Source organism: Pseudoleptotrichia goodfellowii (genome assembly GCF_007990505.1).
Taxonomy (GTDB): domain Bacteria; phylum Fusobacteriota; class Fusobacteriia; order Fusobacteriales; family Leptotrichiaceae; genus Pseudoleptotrichia; species Pseudoleptotrichia goodfellowii.
In genome coordinates this window covers 1,728,494-1,747,019 of sequence record NZ_AP019822.1, presented here as the reverse complement: position 1 = coordinate 1,747,019, position 18,526 = coordinate 1,728,494, and the positions used below count along the sequence as shown (strand labels likewise).

Genomic DNA, 18,526 nt, shown 5'->3' with positions numbered 1-18,526 from the left:
ATGAAAACGGACATATATACCGAAAACATAAATTTTTCTTATGATAAAAAAGAACTTCTTTTGAACGGAATAAATCTGAATATAAAAAAAGGGGAGTTTACGGGAATACTCGGACCTAACGGTTGCGGTAAGTCCACTCTTCTGAAAATAATATTGAAATATCTTTTTCCTCAGAGCGGAATAGTGGAATTGCAGAATAAAAAGCTGAAAGATTACAGGCAGGAGGAACTTTCAAAAATATTGAGTTTTGTTCCTCAAAAATCCTCTCTTTCCATGCCTATGACCGTAGAAGAAGTGGTTTATATGGGCAGAGTGCCTTATATGAAAAATAAATGGGCAGGTTTTGACAGAGAAGATGATGAAAAAGTAAATGAAGTAATGAAAAAACTTGAACTTGAAAAGTTCAGACAGAGAAATATATTTTCATTGTCGGGAGGAGAATTTCAAAGAGTTCTGCTTGCAAGGGCACTTGCTCAGGATACTGAAATTATAATGCTTGACGAGCCTACTTCCGCTCTTGATATGAATTATGCGTTGGAAATAATGAAACTCGTTTTTAATTTTGTAAAAAATGAAAATATGACAGGAATAATGGTAATGCACGATCTGAATCTGGCTTCTATGTATTGTGATAATCTTATATTTTTAAAGAACGGAAAGATAAGATACAGAGGAACTCCCGAAGAACTTTTTAAGCCTGAAATTTTTCATGAAATATACGGTTTTCAGTGTGAAATAGCAAAATATAACGATAATTATTACGTAATACCTAAAAAATTATAAAATACCCATTGAAGGAGGTAGTTTTTATGATAAATATAAAAAACAAAATTGTAAAAAAAGGTTTTCTTTTCTTTTTTTTATTACTTTCAGTAATAGTTTCATGCTCCAAAAAAGAAAAAAGCGATAATAAAAGCGAAACGGAAAACTCCAAATATAAAAGAATAATAGTTATGGACCCTGCAGTAGTTGAAATGTTTTATTTACTTAATTCCGAAGATAAAATAGTCGGAATTGCAAAACTTCAAAGATCAAAAATATGGCCTGAAGAAAAAACTGAAAAATTGGAAAGTGTAGGAACATTTACAAATGTTTCGGTAGAAAAAGTTTTGTCTTTAAAGCCTGATTTGGTTATAGCATCAGCTTTCTATGTTCCTCAGGGCTTTGAAGAAGTATTGAAGTCCAATAATATAGAACTGAAAAAGGTCGGAGCAAATTCCATAGACGAAGTTTTTACTAATTTTCAGGAAATAGGGAAAATGCTTGGAAAAGAAAAAGAAGCCGAAAAAATAATTGCCGAAAAAAAAGAAAAACTGGAAAATATAAAAAAACTTGAAACAAAAGAGAAAAAAGGTGTATTTATACTATCTTCGGCACCGATGAGAGTGTTCGGAAAAGGTACTTTGCCCGACAGTATTATGCGACTGCTTAATATACAAAATATATCGGATAATATGCCGGGAAACAGTCCTATTTTGACTCCTGAATTTTTAATAAAAGAAAATCCCGATGTAATTCTGACTTTGGTAAAAAATCCCGAGGAAATAGTAAAAGCAAATCCTCAAATTAAAGATGTATCGGCAATAAAAAACAGAAAATTTATAGTTTTAGATTCCAATCAGGTTTTAAGAGGATCTCCGAGAATAGTGGATCATATTGCCGAAGTTTATGAAAAAACGGAAAAAAACTGATAAATTTATCGGATTTATTTTAGAGTAGAGGTATAACATGAAATTTTATATTGCTTCAATAATTTTAAATATAGGTATTTTGTTTATACCTGCTTTTGTTTTGTCGCAAAATACTGGAAAAGATACGAATGAAACTATAACTGTAAATCTGGATAATTTTGTTTCGGAAAATTTGAGCGAAGAAAGTTCCGATAAAAATAAACAGAAAGCTCATAAAGAGGAAGTAATAACAGCTCAAAAACCTGAAATAAAAGAGTTTAATGCCAATAAGCCCGAAATAAAACAGAATAATGTGCCGATAAACAAAATTCAGAATAATCATACTGATAATAAAACAACTGAAAATACAAGAAATGAAAATGCTGTAATAAATAATAATAACAGTAGTCATCAAAATAATTCAGTCAGTCAGTCTTCAGGAGAAAGTTCGGGTAGTAAAGGCAAGGAAGCACGAAGTACAGGAGTCTCAGAAAATACTGAATCTGCTAAAAAAGGAAATACGACAGGACATAGCAGAGATAACGGAAATGTGTGCCGTGAAGGGATAGACTTTACAGTTGTGTATAATCCCGATTTACAGTATCCCGTTGCAGCAGAAAGACTTGGAACGAAAAATACTGTTGTAGTAAATGTAAGACTTAATTTTAACAGTAACGGAAATGTTTCAGTTATAGGAGTTTCAGGAGGAAACGGTATATTTCAAAGTGAAGCGAAGAAGTCGGCAAGCAGAATAAAAGTAAGGATAAAAAATCCCGAAACATTGAAATGTACTATAACAAAGCCGTTCCGATTTAATCCGAGATAAATTGAAAAGACAAAAAATATAAAAGAAAAGGTGAAAGAATGAAAGACAGAATTTTAAATCATATGAATGAAGATCATAACGATGTACTTGCATTATATGTGCGTTATTTTAATAAAAGAGATGATGTAAAAGAAGCAAGATTAATAGATGTAAACGAAGAAGAAATGACATTGCATGTAAACGGGAATGAAGATGTAAAAGTGAAGTTTACAAAAAGAACTGAATTTGAGCATATGCACCTCGAAATGGTAAAAATGGCGAAAATAGCAAGAAAAGAATTAGGAATTCCCGCTCCTGAAAGATACAAAGATAAAAGTCATTTACAGGAAGAAGAAATAAAAATCGAAATAAATGACTTTATAAGAAAATTTAAGTCGGTTATATTGGGAACAGTAACTGAAGATGGAGAACCTAATGTTACTTATGCTCCGTTTTTAAGATTTAGAGGAGATGACTATATTTTTATAAGTACAACAGGAGATCATTTTGATAATCTGAAAAATAACGGAAAACTTGAAGTGCTGTTTATAGAAGATGAAGAAAAATCCAAAATGATTTCTGCAAGAACAAGAGTCAGATACAAAGCCGTTGCAGAATTTCTCGAAAGAAATGCTCAATTTGAAGAGATTATGGATGAATTTCAGCAAAAAGACAGCCTTATAAAAATGACACGTACTATGAAAGATTTTTACCTCGTAAAACTGAAACTTATAAAAGGAAGATATATTAAAGGAATAGGCAAAGCTTATGATATAGCTGAAAACGGAGAGATAAAACATATAACTCAAGACGGTCATGTTTACGGGCATAAGGAAAAATAAGGAGAAAGTTATGTTCAGTCAACGTTTTAAATCGCATCATGATGTAGGAGGGATTATTTTACAGCACTTCGGGCATATGAAAAGACCCGTTCCGCCTACAGAAGTGGAAAAAATGCTTATGACAAAGGCAAAAGAGGAAAAAGGAGCAATGTACGTCCATATTCCTTATTGTGATAAAATATGTTCTTTTTGTAATCTTAACAGAAAACAGTTGGATAATGATTTGGAAGATTATACGGACTTTCTGATTAAAGAATTTGAAAAGTACGGAAAAACCGATTATATGAAAAGCAAAAAGCTGGATGCAGCATTTTTCGGAGGAGGGACTCCTACAATATTACGTGAGCATCAAATTGAAAAAATATTGAAGTGTATAAAACAAAATTATAATTTTACCGAAGATTATGAGTTCACTTTTGAAAGTACATTGCATAATCTTAATGATAAAAAATTGGAAATTCTGCAAAAAAACGGAGTGAACAGACTAAGTATAGGAATACAGTCTTTTTCGCCTAAAGGTCGGGACACTTTGAACAGAACATACACCAAAGAGGAAACCGTAAAAAGGCTGAAAAAAGTAAAAGATAATTTTGACGGGCTTGTCTGCATTGACATAATTTATAATTATCCTGAAGAAACAGTAGAGGAAGCAACTGAAGATGCAGATATTATTGCAGATTTGAAACTGGACAGTTCGAGTTTTTATTCGCTTATAATATTTGACGGATCAAAAATGTCCAAAGATATAAAAGAAAACAGACTGGAACTTGATTATAAACTGGAAACAGACAGAAAACTCCACAATGCTTTCGTTAAAAGACTGCTTTCCAAAGGAGATTACGAAATATTGGAACACACGAAAATCGTAAGAAAAAACGGAGATAAGTATAAATATATAAAACTTTTAAATTCTCAGACGGACACTCTTCCCATAGGAGTAGGGGCAGGAGGGAAATTGGGTAATTTTGATATATTCAGAATGAGTCCTGATAAACAGTTTTTTATGGCAGCTTCCGAAGAAGAAAGGAAACTTAAAACTTTAAGCGGATTATTACAATATCCTGTTGTTTATTTTTCAGAAATAAAAAAATACATACTCGAAGGAGTATTTGACAAAATACATAATCTGTTTAAAATATTTGATGAAAAGAAATACTTAAAGCTGTATGATGACCGTTATGAGATAACTGTTGACGGTTTATTCTGGGGAAACAATATAGACAGTGAAGTTATAAAAATATGTTTGGGAGGTTAGATATATGAGTACATTGGTTGTATATTCGACATTGACAGGAAATACTAAAAAAGTAGCTGAAGCTGTATTTGAGGCAATAAGCGGCGAAAAAGAACTGAAAAATGTATCGGAAGTTGAAAAAACAGAGAACTTTGAAAAATTCGACAAAATAATATTCGGTTACTGGGTAGATAAAGGCGATGCTGACGAAAGAATGAAAAAATTTATGGCAAAAGTGAAAAATAAGACTGTCGGAGCTTTCGGGACATTGGGAGCAAAGCCTGATTCTGACCATGCCAAAAGATGTCTTGAGAAAGTTAAGACTTTTCTTGAAGAAAACGGCAATAAAGTAGAAAGAGAGTTTATATGCCGTGGAGCGATAGATCCGAAACTTCTGGATAAATTCAGAAAAATGACAGCCGAAGGAATGACAGGACATCATGCGGCAACGCCCGAAGCTGAAAAACGTTGGGCTGAAGCAGCTAAACATCCCAATGAGGAAGACTTTGAAAATGCAAAAAGAGCTTTTGAAGGATTTTAAGAAAAAATAAAGAAAGATACCGTCTGAAAATAGCGGTATCTTTTTGTATTATTATTTTTTAGGGGTCGGCTTTAATAAATTCTTTCCATTTTTTAACTATAATTATTATAATCCCGAAATATATTTTATATGGAAAATATTTCTCGATTTTTTTGTATAAATAATAAATTTATCAAAAAAATAAAATAGAAAAACTTAAAGAAGTTTGTTATAATAAAAACAAAAAGATAATTAGAGGAGAAAATTTTTATGTCGAAGGTAATTTTAAATTATAAAACGATACCGGGAATGAAAAGCAGCGATCTTCATTTGAAAATAAACGGAGAAAAGTCAATATTGTTATCAGAGGGAAAACAGGAAATTCAAGTCGATTCAGGGGAAAATACTTTAAGGGTGTATGAAAATTTTATGATGAAAAGCAATGAATTAAAAGTAGATATTATAAGTGAAGATACTGAAGTAGTATTGACTTTTAATTATACAGTATTTTTGATAGCTTTTTTAATTAACATATTTTTAGTTTTAACAGCCTATATGCAGATTTTAGGAAATTATCTTTTTATAGCAGTAATATTAGCATTAATAATAAACTTTATTTTGATGACAACGATAGGATTTTTAAAATTGACATTGAAATAAAATTCAAGTAAATGGAAAGATATTCATAAAAAACGGAGGATAAAAAATAATGAAAAAAATTATAATAGTACTGATGACTTTAATATTGTCAATACAGGCTTTTTCAGAAACAGTTGTAAAGGGAACATATGAAAAAAGTAAAAAAAGATATAAAGAACTGAATTTGAAAGTTATGGGAAATATAAAATTAAACTCAATTTCTATAGATAGTAAAAATAGTGTCACTTTAAAATTGGAAAATTACAATGTAATAATGAATAAAAATGAGTTGTTAAATCTTTATAACAGTGATAACACAAATAAATTGAATAAGTTAAAAAATACACTCACAGATAAAGAGGCTGTAAAATACAATTTGAAAAATAAAATAGCTGAACTGGTAGAAAATAATAAAGCGATTATTTACGATAAGAAAAATAAGACCGAATTAAAAAATATTATCAAAGTGGAATATCATAACTATATCTATTATGATGAAGGTCGGGGATCAGGCTATGAAGGGTACAGTTTTTATGCCGATGATAATTTTGAGAAAGTAATAATGAATTTTGATATTGTAGTTCCAGGATTGGGAATTCCAATACATTCGAGTTTAGGAGATAATCCTTATACAGAAAATCAAAAAGTCGGAAAAAACTTTGAAAAATATAATGAAAGAAAAGAGCTTTATGAGAAAGCAAGAATTAACCCTGATAAAACAATTACAATTAAGTATTAATAAGTAATTATGAAAAATAATTAGATAAGAATATATTTTTTAATTTGAACTAAGTACAAGTTGTAAAGAAAAAATACTTGACAAACTTTTTTTGATTGTGTATAATAATCACATAAGAAAAATTCGGAGGTAAATTTAAAATGGTAAAATTAAGATTAACAAGATTGGGAAGAAAAAAAGTTCCTTTTTACAGAATAGCTGCAATGGAAGCATTGACACAAAGAGACGGTAAAGCAATAGCTTATTTGGGAACATACAATCCTTTAGTTGAAGAAGATAAACAGGTAGTTTTGAAAGAAGAAGAAATATTGAGATTCCTTTCTAACGGAGCACAACCTACAGAAACTGTAAAAAGTATTTTAACTAAAGCAGGCGTATGGGAGAAGTTTCAGGCGACTAAAAAGAAAAAATAAAAATCAAAAAGAGTAATAATTATGGAGGAAAATTCGACAGTCAAGCAATATAACTGTCGTTTTTTTTAGTTTTGTTAAATTCTTATTTTCACAAGGGATAAACTATTGTTTTAATGGAAAATATGTGGTAAAATTATTTTGTATAGTAAAATATTTTGATACTTAAATTTTATAATATGAAAGTAAAAAATAAAATCATATTAAAAAAATTGAGTAAGATGTTTTCAAATTAGTCAAAATTTATAATGGAGGAAGAAAATGGAACTTTCTAAAAACAGATTGTTGAACATGTACGAATTGATGCTGGACATAAGAAATTTCGATTTAAAAGTAAACCAGCTTGTAAAAAGAGGTATGGTACCGGGAATGACACATTTATCGGTAGGTGAGGAAGCTGCAAACATAGGAGCTTTGTCAGCTTTAAATCCTGATGATATTATTACATCCAATCACAGAGGACACGGTCAGGTTATAGGAAAAGGGATAGACCTTAACGGAATGATGGCTGAAATAATGGGAAAAGCTACAGGAACATGTAAAGGAAAAGGCGGATCTATGCACATTGCCGACCTTGAAAACGGAAATCTCGGTGCTAACGGAATTGTCGGTGGAGGACAGGGAATAGCAGTCGGAGCCGCATATACACAAAAGGTTAAAAAGACAGGAAAAATAGTCGTATGCTTTTTCGGAGACGGAGCTACAAATGAAGGAAGTTTTCATGAAACATTGAACTTGGCTTCAGTCTGGAAAGTACCTGTTATTTTCTATTCTATAAATAACGGATACGGAATCAGCACTTCCATAAAAAAAGTTATGAATACTGAGCATATATATGAGAGAGCTGCTGCATACGGAATACCGGGATACTTTATAGAAGACGGAAATGACGTTCTTGAAGTTTATAAAAAATTTGAAGAAGCTGTAAAATACGTAAGAGAAGGAAACGGACCTGTATTAATAGAAAGTGTTACATACAGATGGTTCGGACATTCGAGTTCGGATCCTGGAAAATACAGAACAAAAGAAGAAGTGGATGAATGGAAGAAAAAAGATCCTATACTTAAATTCGGAAAATATTTAGTTGAAAATAAAATAGCAACTCAGGAAGAATTGGATAAATTGGATGAGATTTCAAAACAGAAAATAGAAGATGCGGTAGAATTTGCAAAAAACAGCCCTGAGCCGACTATCGAATCGGCTTTTGAAGATATTTATGCCGACTAAAATGCGGTTTGTGAGGAAAAGTATCAGAAAATAAAAAGAAACAACTTTAGAAATCACGTTAGAAATCACGTAGGAGGAAAAAAGAAAATGAGTGATCAAACAAAGTTAATGACTGTAAAAGAAGCAATAATAACAGCAATGTCTGAAGAAATGAGAAGAGATGAAAATATATTTTTAATGGGAGAAGATGTAGGAATATTCGGAGGGGATTTCGGAACATCAGTAGGAATGCTTGAAGAATTCGGTCCTGAAAGAATAAAAGATACTCCTATTTCAGAATCGGCAATATCAGGAACAGCTATAGGTGCTGCAATGACAGGATTAAGACCTATTGTCGATGTGACATTTATGGATTTTATAGTATATATGATGGATAATATAGTAAATCAGGCTGCAAAAACAAGATATATGTTCGGAGGAAAGGGACAGGTACCTGTAACATTCAGATGTGCAGCGGGATCGGGAGTAGGATCTGCGGCACAACACTCGCAATCATTGGAGTCATGGTTCTGTCATATACCGGGATTGAAAGTCGTAGCACCGGGAACACCTGCAGATGTGAAAGGGCTTTTGAAATCGGCTATTAGAGATAACAACCCTGTAATATTTTTGGAATATAAAGCACAGTACAATATGAAAGGCGAAGTACCTCTTGATCCGGACTTTGTCATTCCTTTAGGAAAAGGGGAAATTAAAAAAGAAGGAAGCGATATAACAATAGTAACATACGGAAGAATGCTTGAAAGAGTTATGAAAGCTGCTGAAGAAGTGGAAAAAGAAGGAATAAGCGTAGAAGTTGTAGATCCGAGAACATTGATTCCTTTGGATAAAGAGTTAATTTTAAATTCAGTAAAGAAAACAGGAAGAGTGATTCTTGTAAACGATGCTCATAAAACAAACGGATACATCGGAGAAATAGCTTCAATGATTTGCGAAAGCGACGCATTTGATTTTCTTGACAGTCCTATCGTAAGATTGGCTTCGGAAGATGTGCCTGTTCCTTATAACCATACACTTGAAACTGCTATAGTACCGAGTGTTGAAAAAATAAAAAATGCAATTCATAAAGTAATGAATAAACAATAGTAGAAGGTGAAAATATGGAAAATGATAAATTGAGAGCCACACCCGCTGCAAGAAATCTGGCTAAAAGACTTGGAGTAGATCTTTTCAGAGTTCAGGGAAGTGGAGCAAAAGGCAGAGTTCATAAAGAAGATGTAGAAATTTTCAATTATGAAAAAAGAATTCATATATCGCCTCTTGCCGCTAAAATAGCTAAAGATTATGACATAAATTTGGATAATGTAGTCGGAAGCGGTCATAACGGTAAAATAATGAGAGATGATATATTGAAATTGATTGCAAAACCTCAGGAAAAAGAAGAACTCATAAGACATGAAGTGCCTAAAACAGTGGAAGCAAAACAGGTTACAGAAGAAGATATAGAAATGATACCTATGTCGCCTATGAGAAAAGTAATTTCCAAGAGAATGTCGGAAAGCTATTTCACTGCACCTACGTTTACGTTGAATTATGAAATAGATATGACTGAAATAAAAGCATTAAGAACGAAAATATTGGATACAATATTGGAAAATACAGGTAAAAAAGTTACTATTACAGATATAGTAGCATTTGCAGTAGTAAAAACATTAATGAAACACAAATATATAAATTCGAGTTTATCCGAAGACGGAAGTCAGATTATTTTCCATAATTACGTAAGTTTGGCAATAGCAGTGGGAATGGATGACGGACTTCTTGTACCGGTAATAAAAAATGCGGATAAAATGTCATTGTCCGAACTGGTTGTAAACTCTAAAGAAATAGTATCAAAAGCTCTTGCAATGAAACTTTCTCCTGCCGAACAGTCAGGAAGTACATTTACTATAAGTAATTTGGGAATGTACGGAGTTCAAAGTTTCAATCCTATTATAAATCAGCCTAACTCGGCTATATTGGGAGTTGCGGGAACAGTAGATAAACCTGTTGTAGTAAACGGGGAAATCGTAGTAAGACCTATTATGACTTTAAGTCTGACAATAGATCACAGAGTAGTAGACGGACTTGCAGGGGCAAAATTCATGCAGGATCTGAAAAAATTATTGGAAAATCCTATATCAATGTTAGTGTAAAGGAAGTGAATTGAATGGCAACTGAAATTATAATGCCTAAAGCCGGAATAGATATGACTGAAGGGCAGATAATAAAATGGAATAAAAAAGAAGGGGATAAAGTTGAAGCGGGAGAAATTCTGCTTGAAATTATGACCGACAAAACAAGTATGGAATTGGAAGCCGAAGAATCGGGATATTTAATTAAAATATTAAAAGGAGAAGGAGAAACTGTACCGGTAACACAAGTTATCGGATATATTGGTGCAGAAGGAGAAGCAGCTCCTGCGGGAGATGCTCCGAGTGCAGCTCCGGCAAGTGAATCTGCACCTCAAAAAGCCGAACCTGTGCAAAAAGAAACTAAATCTGAAGAAGTTAAACCTGCTGCTAAAGCTGAAAAAGGCGAAGATGAATTTGACGTAGTAGTAATCGGAGGAGGGCCTGCAGGTTATGTTGCGGCAATCAGAGCAGCTCAATTAGGCGGAAAAATAGCGGTAGTTGAAAAAAGTGAGCTTGGAGGAACATGCTTGAACAGAGGATGTATCCCAACAAAAACTTTCCTTAAAAATGCGGAAATAATCGAAGGAATAGAAATGTCCGCAAAAAGAGGAATTATTTTGGAAAGTGAAAAATTCAAAGTGGATATGCCTAAAGTAATAAGCCTTAAAAATGAAATAGTCAAAACATTGACTAACGGAGTTCAGGGATTATTAAAAAGTAACAGCGTAAAAATCTTTAAAGGTGTAGGAAAAATAAATAAAGATAAAGATGTTGTAGTAAACGGAGAAAAAGTATTGAGAACTGACAAAATAATCCTTGCAGGAGGATCAAAAGTAGGTTCTGTAAATATACCGGGAATTGAAAGCAAAAGAGTACTTACAAGTGATGATATACTTGACTTGAAAGAACTTCCAAAATCTCTTGTCGTAATCGGTGGAGGAGTAGTCGGAGTTGAATTGGGACAGGCATATATGTCATTCGGAAGTGAAGTTACAGTTATAGAAATGATGGACAGAATAGTTCCGGGAGTAGACAGAGAGGCTTCGGAAACATTAAGAAAAGCATTAGAGAAAAAAGGAATGAAAATACTTACATCTTCAAAAATCAATGAAATCATCGATCAGGGAGATAAACTTGTAATTAAATTGGAAGGAAAAGAAGATGTAATTGCTGAAAAAGCATTATTATCCATAGGAAGAGTGCCTGATTTGGAAGCTGTCGGAGAACTTGACCTTGAAATGGAAAGAGGAAAAATAAAAGTCGACAAATTTATGGAAACAAGCATAAAAGGAATTTATGCACCGGGAGATGTAAACGGAATAAAAATGTTGGCTCATGCAGCATTCAGAATGGGAGAAATTGCGGCTGAAAATGCGATTTTAGGAAATCACAGAGAAACTAAACTTGAAACAACACCTTCGGCAATTTATACAATTCCTGAAGTAGGAATGGTAGGATTGACAGAAGAACAGGCAAAAGAAAAATACGATATAAGCGTAGGAAAATTTGCATTTGTAGGAAATGGAAGAGCATTAGCTTCGGGAGATACTACAGGATTTGTTAAAGTTATTGCTGATAAGAAATACGGAGAAATATTGGGAGTACACATTGTAGGACAATCAGCAGCAGAAATTATAAATGAAGCATCATCACTAATGGCAATGGAAATCACAGTAGATGAAGTAATAAAAACTATACACGGACACCCTACATTCTCGGAAGCTCTGTTTGAAGCATGTGCAGATGTGTTGGGAGAAGCTATACACTTGCCTAAAAAGAAATAGAAAGGATTAAAAAATGATATACGTTGTTAATAAATCGAATAATCCTGCTTATAATATAGCATTGGAAGAATACTGTTTTAAGAATTTAAAAGATTATGATCAGATTTTCATACTTTGGATAAATGAGCCTACAATAGTTGTAGGAAAATATCAGAATACGATTGAAGAAATAAATTCGGAGTATATAAAGGAGCACGGAATTCACGTTGTGAGAAGAATTTCAGGTGGGGGAGCTGTTTATCACGATTTGAATAACTTGAATTACACTATTATTTCCAATGTGAATAAGGGAGATGAATTTAACTTCAAAGAATTTTCGGTTCCTGTTATAGAAACATTGAAAGAATTAGGCGTTAAAGCCGATTTTACAGGAAGAAACGATTTGGAAATAGACGGACAGAAATTTTGTGGAAATGCACAGGCATATATAAAAGGAAGAGTAATGCACCACGGGTGTTTACTCTTTGATGTAAACCTGGGTGTGTTGGGAGATGCACTTAAAGTTTCCAAAGATAAAATTGAATCTAAAGGTGTAAAGTCGGTTAGAAGCAGAGTTACAAATATACTTCCTCATTTGAAAGAAAAAATTACTGTGGAAGAATTTGCGGATAAATTAATGGGATATATGAAAAAACATTATCCTGAAATAAAAGAATATAAATTAAGTAAAGAAGAACTTGATATAATTGAAAAAAATTCCAAAGAAAAACACGGAAACTGGGATTGGGTTTACGGACAATCTCCTGAATATAATATAACAAGAGGAAAAAGATTTCCTTTCGGAAAAATTCAGATTTTTGCCAATGTAGTAAATTCCAAAATAAAAAGTATCAAGTTTTACGGTGATTTCTTCGGTACAAAAGAAGATTTGTCAGAGATCGAAGAAAAACTCGTTGACGCAAAATACACTTCTGAAGATATAAAAGAAAGATTGAAAGATGTGGATATAAAAGAATATTTTGCAGGATTTACGTTAGATGAGATAGTTGAAGCAATAGTAGAATAATATAATTATCAGGGGGAAGTGATTCCCCCTGCTTTTTTAGTAAAAAAGCAGCAAAAAAAGTCCGACTAAAATTTTACTAACTCGAAATGTACTCACTTCACTATAAAAACAACAAACTCGCTTCGGATTGAAAATCCTTGTTCAAACAGTTGTTTTTATGAAGTTCCGTTCGTATTTCTCAAAGTAAAATTTTAATGTCGGGGAAAATAAAAAGGATAAAGATGATTTATTAATGAAATTACATAATAGGAGAATAAGAATGTACTTTATAGTTAATTTAAGATTAATCTATGAATATCAATAAAAAATCCCGCATTTTCGGAGTCGACGAAGTCGCGGAGAACCGGGTAGCGGGAGTATGAGGGCGGCAATGAGCCCTCATAAATTTTTATTTAAAGAAACCTATAAACACTGTAATAATACTCACATTAACAAAGTCAATGAACAACGCACCTACAATAGGAACTACGAAAAATGCTATTTTTGAATACTTGTACTTTTCGCATACGGATTTCATATTGGAAATACCGTTCGGAGTAGCTCCCAATCCGAATCCGCAATGTCCTGAAACTATTACTGCCGCATCATAATCAGATCCCATTGCCTTAAATGTAACAAGATTAAGATATATATAGATTAATACAGTTTGAGCAAGTAAAAGAATAATCATAGGGCCTGCCAAATCTATCAATTCCCATAATTTCATAGACATTAAAGCCATAGCTAAAAATAAATTTAATGCTACATCTTCCAAAATACTTATTTCTTTTGTAGGAGAGTCGATTAAATTAGTATTGTCCGAGATATTTCTTATAATTGCGGCGACAATCATAGGACCTATATACACAGGGAAGTGCATTTCAGGCATCATCCAGTCTATAAATAAAGATAAATAAGAGCCGATTCCCATTGCTATCAGTATTTGAAAGAAAGCTCTCGAAAATTTCTCGCCATCAAGAATAGGCTGAAGTTTCTTTTTAAGATTTTCGTCAATATCTTTTTCATAATTTTCTTCTTTCTGAGTTTTATCTGCAGCTTCATTTTTAGGCAGAAGATTGTGTTTCTTTATAAGGCTGTCTGCTATAGGACCTCCCAATATTGAGCCTGCAAGAAGTCCGTATGTAGCCGAAGCAATAGCAACAGCCCCTGCTCCTTTTATTCCGAGACTTTCAACAGTAGGAGCAATAGCTGCAGAAGTTCCGTGTCCTCCTGTCATCGGTGTTGATCCTGTCATTAGTGCAAGTAACGGATGAATTCCTACAAATTTTGAAATAATAACAGCAACTGCATTTTGAAATACGCATAAAACAACAGCTGCAATTAAAAATATAAACACCTTTTTTCCGCCTTTTTTGAGGACCTTGACACTTGCATTAAAACCTACACTTGTAAAAAACATTATCATAAAGAAACTTTGTAAGGTAGTGTCAAATAGAACAGTTGCAATATTATATTGTCTAATGATAAAAGAAATTATTGAAAAAATTAACCCTCCTATTACAGGAGAAGGTATGCAGTATTTTTCAAAAAAACTGATTTTACTTCTCAGCTTTCTTCCGATTATTAAAAGAATAACGGCTAATCCCATAGCCTGTATCATATCAAGTTTAATAGTAATTATAATAATCACATCCTTTTAAAAATATATTTTCAAATTATACTATATATATCAAAAAACTTCAAATAGATTTTTACAGTTTTTGTTATCTGTGCTATAATATACTAAAAGCAAATAGATATGAAAGGAAATTCGGAAATTATGAAATCGGGATTTATAGCTATTGTAGGGCGGCCTAATGTCGGAAAATCTACATTGATGAATAAACTTGTGAAAGAAAAAGTGGCGATTGTATCGGATAAAGCGGGAACTACGAGAGATCAGATAAAAGGTATTGTGAATATCGGAGAAAATCAGTATATTTTTGTGGATACTCCGGGGATACATAAGCCGAAACATTTATTAGGTGAGCATATGACGGAAATAGCATTGGAAACTTTAAGCAATGTCGACCTTATAATGTTTATGCTTGACGGAACGAAAGAAATATCCACAGGAGATATATTTGTAAATGAACATATAAGAGAAACAAAAACGCCTGTAATAGTTGTTATAAATAAAATAGACAAAATGAGCAATGAAGAAATTGAGGAGAAAAAAACTGAAATAAAAGAAAAATTGGGAGAATTTGCAGATATTATAACATTGACGGCAGAATACGCTATAGGAGTACACAAAATATTTGAAGTTGCCGAAAAATATTTATCGAGTGATGTGTGGTTTTATCCCGAAGATTATTATACGGACCTTCCTGTAAATAAAATCGTAGTGGAAACTGTCAGAGAAAAGATACTTCACAATACAAAAGATGAGATACCGCACAGTGTAGCCGTAGAAATAACAGATGTAGAAACAAAAAAAGATATAAGAAAATACGAAGTGAATATATATGTGGAAAGAGACAGCCAGAAAGGAATAATAATCGGAAAAGACGGGGCTCTCCTGAAAAAAATAGGAATAGAAGCCAGAAAAGAAATAGAAGCCCTGATAGATTTGAAAGTAAATCTTAAATTATGGGTAAAAGTAAAGAAAAAATGGCGAAAAGATAAGCAGTTCTTAAATGAAATGGGATATAAAATAAAAAAGAAAAAATAACGAAAATTTTATATTAAACTTTTAAATTTATAAACATAAATAATTTAAGTTTAGGGTTAAAAGAAAATAGCGAAAAAACGATGATTTTTTTATATAAATCATTGTTTTTTTAATTTTATATGATATAATATATTGAAAGAAGATAACTACTCGAAATAAACTTACTTATCAAATCTCCGATTATTACAATATGTCCTGTAAACCGATAATATAAAAACAAAAATCGAATACATATAAATTGAAAGAAAGGAGAAGAAAGTATGATATGGAATTAAAAATGACAAGGGAAAATTTCTGGGAATATGTTAATGGTGCCAGAAAAAAATACAAAGATGATTTTGAAGTGATGAGTTATTTGACAGATGCTTTAACGGATAAAGCTAATGAGGAAATATTCAGTTTCGGCATAATAGTGGACGAAATAATGCTTGAGTCTTATAATGAAAAACTTTGGTGTGCATCGTATCTTGTAAATGGGGACACAGGGGAAGACAGTTTTGATTTTTTCAGATTATGGCTTATTTCACAAGGGGAAAAAATTTACAATGATGTAATCAAAAATCCTGATAATTTAATAAATTATATAGAAAATTCCAATGAAGATGAATTTATTCAAGATTTTTATGAAAACGAAGATTTTTTCTTTGTGGCAGTTGACGCATTCGGCAAAAAAAACAGAATTGAAGCATTTGAAGAAATATTTGAAAAGTATTTAGATGAATTTGACAGTTATAAAGAGAAAATAGGATATATTGACACTGATTATCCTAAGCTCAGATTTACATGGTGCGAAAAAGTACCGAAATCTATGAAAAAAATATGTCCAAAATTGTTTGAAAGACTTTATATTGAAGAAAATTAGAAAAATATATCACGGTTAGATGATTGGAAAGAACAGTTATAACCGTGATTTTTAAATTATAACACTATTTTCTCAAATTCCGAAATTTCATAAAAAGAGCCACATACAATAATAGCTTTAAAATTATAAATAGTATTATTTAAAAGTTTCAAAGACTCTTTATATGCTTTATTAATATCATCTTCAAAAATAATGTTTTCGACGGAAATATTTAATTCTTTCATTTTGTCCTTTATTTCTTGAGATGTAAGACCGTAGGCAACATTTTTTAAGGAAGTAATAAATATTTTATCGGAAATGTTTTGAAGTTCCGAAAATACAGCTTTAAAGTCTTTTGTTTGAAGTAGCGAAGTAATAATGATTACTTCGTTTTTTTTGTAAAGTTCTTTCAGATTTTCCGACAATTTTTTTATCGAGTCGTCATTGTGAGCCGCATCCAGTATGATTGTGGGATTTTTTGAATAAAATTCAAATCTTGCAGGCCAATAAACGTTGTCAAGTCCTTTTTGAATAACTTTGTCGTGAATATTATAAATTTTCGCAATCTCATAAGCAATTAAGAAATTATATGCCTGAAATTTTCCGAATAAAGGAAGAATAAACCTTTTGTTTTCAAAGTACAAAACAGTTTTATAATTTTTCTTGTCCAGCTCAATTTCAATATTTTTATACTTTTCAATAACATTTATAGCTTTAGAAGTTTTTTTATCTATCTCTTTCTTCAATTCGGGAAGATTATCGGAATAAATACATAATTCTCCGTTTTTTATAATTCCCGCTTTTTCATAAGCAATCTGCTGTAAAGTATTTCCTAAAATATTTACATGATCGAATGTAATATTTGTAATAACGGAAATGTTTGAATCGACAATGTTTGTAGCATCAAGTCTACCTCCAAGTCCTGTTTCAAGAACTATAAAATCAGGATTTTGCTTTTGAAAATAAAGTAAAGCTATAAATGTTGTTATTTCAAAAAAATTAAGATTAATTTCATTAGAGCCGCTTTTGTTATAATTGCTTACAGTGCCTTTGATTATACTGTAGTTTTGCAAAATTTCTTCATTAGTAATCATCTTTTTATCGGAAACGATTCTTTCGTTATATTTCAAAATGTGAGGCGATGTAAATTTGCAGACACTGTAGCCTGCTGCAGTTAGAATATTTTCTATAAAAGAAGCAGTAGAGCCTTTTCCGTTTGTTCCTGCAATATGTATGATTTTATTATTTTTACAGGGTTTTCCTAATAGATCATATATTAATTTTAAATCATCAATATTCTCACGTCTTTTAGTTGCTCTGAAACTGAAAATTTCTTTCAGAATAGTGTCTATGTTCATTTATTTCTCACTTTCCCTTTTGCTTGGATATAATTTTCGATTAAAATTATATCACTTTTTCTATTTTAAAGAAATACAGAAATATGATAAAATATTTTAAAGAGAAGTAATTAAAATTAGGAGGGAACAATGACTAATTTGAATTTTAGAGAAGTTTCAATAAATGATGGATATAAGGAATTTTTGTTTTTAAAAAGTAGAAAAAAAGAAAATGAAAACGGTTTTCGTATAAAGGTGCCTAAGGATTTTAATGATTTCAGAACGATTATAGAGGAATTGATAAGAGATAAAAACAGAAAAATCAGTGAAGAAAGAGTGCCTCAAACAGTTTATTGGGTTGAAAAAGACAGGGAAATAATAGGACTTGTAAAGATTCGCTTGGTTTTATCGGAAAAACTTAAGAAAAAAGGAGGGAATATAGGTTATTTTATTTCTGATAAATATAGAAGAAAAGGATACGGAAAAGAACTTTTAAAAAACGCATTGAAATTTTTTAAAGATACTGAAAATGTTATAATAACTTGTAATAAAGATAACATAGCTTCAAAAAAGGTTATAGAATATAATAACGGTAAATTAATGGAAATTTTTGATAATAGTTGTATTTATAAAATTATAATTAAAAATTCGATCGACTTAAATGAAAAGGTTCAAGATAACTTTGAAAAATAAGCGAAAATATGA

19 protein-coding genes are annotated in these 18,526 nt (G+C 31.6%); 17 read left to right on the top strand and 2 right to left on the bottom strand.

The window, feature by feature from the left end:
• The 14 genes from FVE72_RS08585 (at window position 1) to FVE72_RS08520 (ending at window position 12,990) form a co-directional block, all read left to right on the top strand.
• Window positions 1-783 (top strand): ABC transporter ATP-binding protein, encoded by a 783-nt coding sequence (locus tag FVE72_RS08585; RefSeq protein ID WP_026738015.1) that lies wholly within the window; start codon window positions 1-3, stop codon window positions 781-783.
• Window positions 784-809: 26 nt separating this feature from the next.
• Entirely contained in the window at window positions 810-1,691 is an 882-nt protein-coding gene (locus FVE72_RS08580; RefSeq protein WP_026738014.1) for an ABC transporter substrate-binding protein, read from the top strand.
• Window positions 1,692-1,728: 37 nt separating this feature from the next.
• Window positions 1,729-2,496 carry an energy transducer TonB gene (locus FVE72_RS08575; protein WP_026738013.1) on the top strand — a complete coding sequence of 256 codons (768 nt, stop codon included), beginning with the start codon at window positions 1,729-1,731 and terminating at the stop codon, window positions 2,494-2,496.
• A gap of 38 nt (window positions 2,497-2,534) precedes the next feature.
• Complete coding sequence (locus FVE72_RS08570) at window positions 2,535-3,317, top strand: HugZ family heme oxygenase (RefSeq protein ID WP_026738012.1); 783 nt, start codon at window positions 2,535-2,537, stop codon at window positions 3,315-3,317.
• Between the two features lie 10 nt (window positions 3,318-3,327).
• Window positions 3,328-4,572: a radical SAM protein gene (locus tag FVE72_RS08565; protein WP_026738011.1), complete on the top strand. Its 1,245-nt coding sequence runs from the start codon at window positions 3,328-3,330 to the stop codon at window positions 4,570-4,572.
• Between the two features lie 4 nt (window positions 4,573-4,576).
• Entirely contained in the window at window positions 4,577-5,092 is a 516-nt protein-coding gene (locus tag FVE72_RS08560) for a flavodoxin family protein (RefSeq protein ID WP_026738010.1), read from the top strand.
• Window positions 5,093-5,341: 249 nt separating this feature from the next.
• Entirely contained in the window at window positions 5,342-5,731 is a 390-nt protein-coding gene (locus FVE72_RS08555; protein WP_026738009.1) for a hypothetical protein, read from the top strand.
• A 49-nt stretch (window positions 5,732-5,780) separates the two neighbouring features.
• The gene (locus tag FVE72_RS08550; RefSeq protein WP_026738008.1) at window positions 5,781-6,449 is read left to right on the top strand and encodes a hypothetical protein; all 669 of its coding nucleotides are present in this window, start codon (window positions 5,781-5,783) and stop codon (window positions 6,447-6,449) included.
• A 140-nt stretch (window positions 6,450-6,589) separates the two neighbouring features.
• On the top strand, window positions 6,590-6,862 hold the full coding sequence (rpsP, locus tag FVE72_RS08545) for a 30S ribosomal protein S16 (RefSeq protein WP_006807066.1): 273 nt from the start codon (window positions 6,590-6,592) through the stop codon (window positions 6,860-6,862).
• A 258-nt stretch (window positions 6,863-7,120) separates the two neighbouring features.
• Entirely contained in the window at window positions 7,121-8,086 is a 966-nt protein-coding gene (locus tag FVE72_RS11330) for a thiamine pyrophosphate-dependent dehydrogenase E1 component subunit alpha (RefSeq protein ID WP_006807046.1), read from the top strand.
• An 87-nt stretch (window positions 8,087-8,173) separates the two neighbouring features.
• Window positions 8,174-9,172, top strand: a complete 999-nt coding sequence (locus tag FVE72_RS11325; protein ID WP_006807051.1) for an alpha-ketoacid dehydrogenase subunit beta — start codon at window positions 8,174-8,176, stop codon at window positions 9,170-9,172.
• A gap of 14 nt (window positions 9,173-9,186) precedes the next feature.
• Entirely contained in the window at window positions 9,187-10,221 is a 1,035-nt protein-coding gene (locus FVE72_RS08530; RefSeq protein ID WP_026738007.1) for a dihydrolipoamide acetyltransferase, read from the top strand.
• Window positions 10,222-10,235: 14 nt separating this feature from the next.
• Complete coding sequence (gene lpdA / locus FVE72_RS08525) at window positions 10,236-11,984, top strand: dihydrolipoyl dehydrogenase (protein WP_026738006.1); 1,749 nt, start codon at window positions 10,236-10,238, stop codon at window positions 11,982-11,984.
• A 13-nt stretch (window positions 11,985-11,997) separates the two neighbouring features.
• The gene (locus tag FVE72_RS08520; protein ID WP_026738005.1) at window positions 11,998-12,990 is read left to right on the top strand and encodes a lipoate--protein ligase; all 993 of its coding nucleotides are present in this window, start codon (window positions 11,998-12,000) and stop codon (window positions 12,988-12,990) included.
• 388 nt (window positions 12,991-13,378) lie between these two features.
• Here the strand turns inward: FVE72_RS08520 and gltS are convergent, their stop codons facing one another.
• Window positions 13,379-14,590: a sodium/glutamate symporter gene (gltS, locus tag FVE72_RS08515; RefSeq protein ID WP_408634660.1), complete on the bottom strand. Its 1,212-nt coding sequence runs from the start codon at window positions 14,588-14,590 to the stop codon at window positions 13,379-13,381.
• Window positions 14,591-14,749: 159 nt separating this feature from the next.
• Between gltS and era the strand changes: the two genes are divergently transcribed.
• Together era and FVE72_RS08505 are read left to right on the top strand one after the other, a co-directional pair.
• Window positions 14,750-15,643, top strand: a complete 894-nt coding sequence (era, locus tag FVE72_RS08510; RefSeq protein ID WP_026738003.1) for a GTPase Era — start codon at window positions 14,750-14,752, stop codon at window positions 15,641-15,643.
• A 265-nt stretch (window positions 15,644-15,908) separates the two neighbouring features.
• Window positions 15,909-16,505 (top strand): DUF4240 domain-containing protein, encoded by a 597-nt coding sequence (locus FVE72_RS08505; RefSeq protein ID WP_006807040.1) that lies wholly within the window; start codon window positions 15,909-15,911, stop codon window positions 16,503-16,505.
• Window positions 16,506-16,561: 56 nt separating this feature from the next.
• Here FVE72_RS08505 and FVE72_RS08500 read toward each other — a convergent pair whose 3' ends face one another.
• On the bottom strand, window positions 16,562-17,842 hold the full coding sequence (locus FVE72_RS08500; RefSeq protein WP_006807043.1) for a bifunctional folylpolyglutamate synthase/dihydrofolate synthase: 1,281 nt from the start codon (window positions 17,840-17,842) through the stop codon (window positions 16,562-16,564).
• Window positions 17,843-17,971: 129 nt separating this feature from the next.
• Between FVE72_RS08500 and FVE72_RS08495 the strand changes: the two genes are divergently transcribed.
• A complete protein-coding gene (locus FVE72_RS08495; RefSeq protein WP_051411776.1) occupies window positions 17,972-18,514 on the top strand; it encodes a GNAT family N-acetyltransferase in 543 nt (180 codons plus the stop codon).
• Window positions 18,515-18,526 lie beyond the last annotated feature (12 nt).

Coding starts and splice junctions, on each gene's coding strand:
- lpdA (WP_026738006.1), top strand. CDS start 10,236: ATGGCAACTGAAATTATAATGCCTAAAGCCGGAATAGATATGACTGAA.
- FVE72_RS08580 (WP_026738014.1), top strand. CDS start 810: ATGATAAATATAAAAAACAAAATTGTAAAAAAAGGTTTTCTTTTCTTT.
- FVE72_RS08550 (WP_026738008.1), top strand. CDS start 5,781: ATGAAAAAAATTATAATAGTACTGATGACTTTAATATTGTCAATACAG.
- FVE72_RS08495 (WP_051411776.1), top strand. CDS start 17,972: ATGACTAATTTGAATTTTAGAGAAGTTTCAATAAATGATGGATATAAG.
- gltS (WP_408634660.1), bottom strand. CDS start 14,590: ATGATACAGGCTATGGGATTAGCCGTTATTCTTTTAATAATCGGAAGA.
- FVE72_RS11325 (WP_006807051.1), top strand. CDS start 8,174: ATGAGTGATCAAACAAAGTTAATGACTGTAAAAGAAGCAATAATAACA.
- FVE72_RS08530 (WP_026738007.1), top strand. CDS start 9,187: ATGGAAAATGATAAATTGAGAGCCACACCCGCTGCAAGAAATCTGGCT.
- FVE72_RS08575 (WP_026738013.1), top strand. CDS start 1,729: ATGAAATTTTATATTGCTTCAATAATTTTAAATATAGGTATTTTGTTT.
- FVE72_RS08520 (WP_026738005.1), top strand. CDS start 11,998: ATGATATACGTTGTTAATAAATCGAATAATCCTGCTTATAATATAGCA.
- FVE72_RS08560 (WP_026738010.1), top strand. CDS start 4,577: ATGAGTACATTGGTTGTATATTCGACATTGACAGGAAATACTAAAAAA.
- FVE72_RS08500 (WP_006807043.1), bottom strand. CDS start 17,842: ATGAACATAGACACTATTCTGAAAGAAATTTTCAGTTTCAGAGCAACT.
- rpsP (WP_006807066.1), top strand. CDS start 6,590: ATGGTAAAATTAAGATTAACAAGATTGGGAAGAAAAAAAGTTCCTTTT.
- FVE72_RS08585 (WP_026738015.1), top strand. CDS start 1: ATGAAAACGGACATATATACCGAAAACATAAATTTTTCTTATGATAAA.
- era (WP_026738003.1), top strand. CDS start 14,750: ATGAAATCGGGATTTATAGCTATTGTAGGGCGGCCTAATGTCGGAAAA.
- FVE72_RS08555 (WP_026738009.1), top strand. CDS start 5,342: ATGTCGAAGGTAATTTTAAATTATAAAACGATACCGGGAATGAAAAGC.
- FVE72_RS08505 (WP_006807040.1), top strand. CDS start 15,909: ATGGAATTAAAAATGACAAGGGAAAATTTCTGGGAATATGTTAATGGT.
- FVE72_RS11330 (WP_006807046.1), top strand. CDS start 7,121: ATGGAACTTTCTAAAAACAGATTGTTGAACATGTACGAATTGATGCTG.
- FVE72_RS08570 (WP_026738012.1), top strand. CDS start 2,535: ATGAAAGACAGAATTTTAAATCATATGAATGAAGATCATAACGATGTA.
- FVE72_RS08565 (WP_026738011.1), top strand. CDS start 3,328: ATGTTCAGTCAACGTTTTAAATCGCATCATGATGTAGGAGGGATTATT.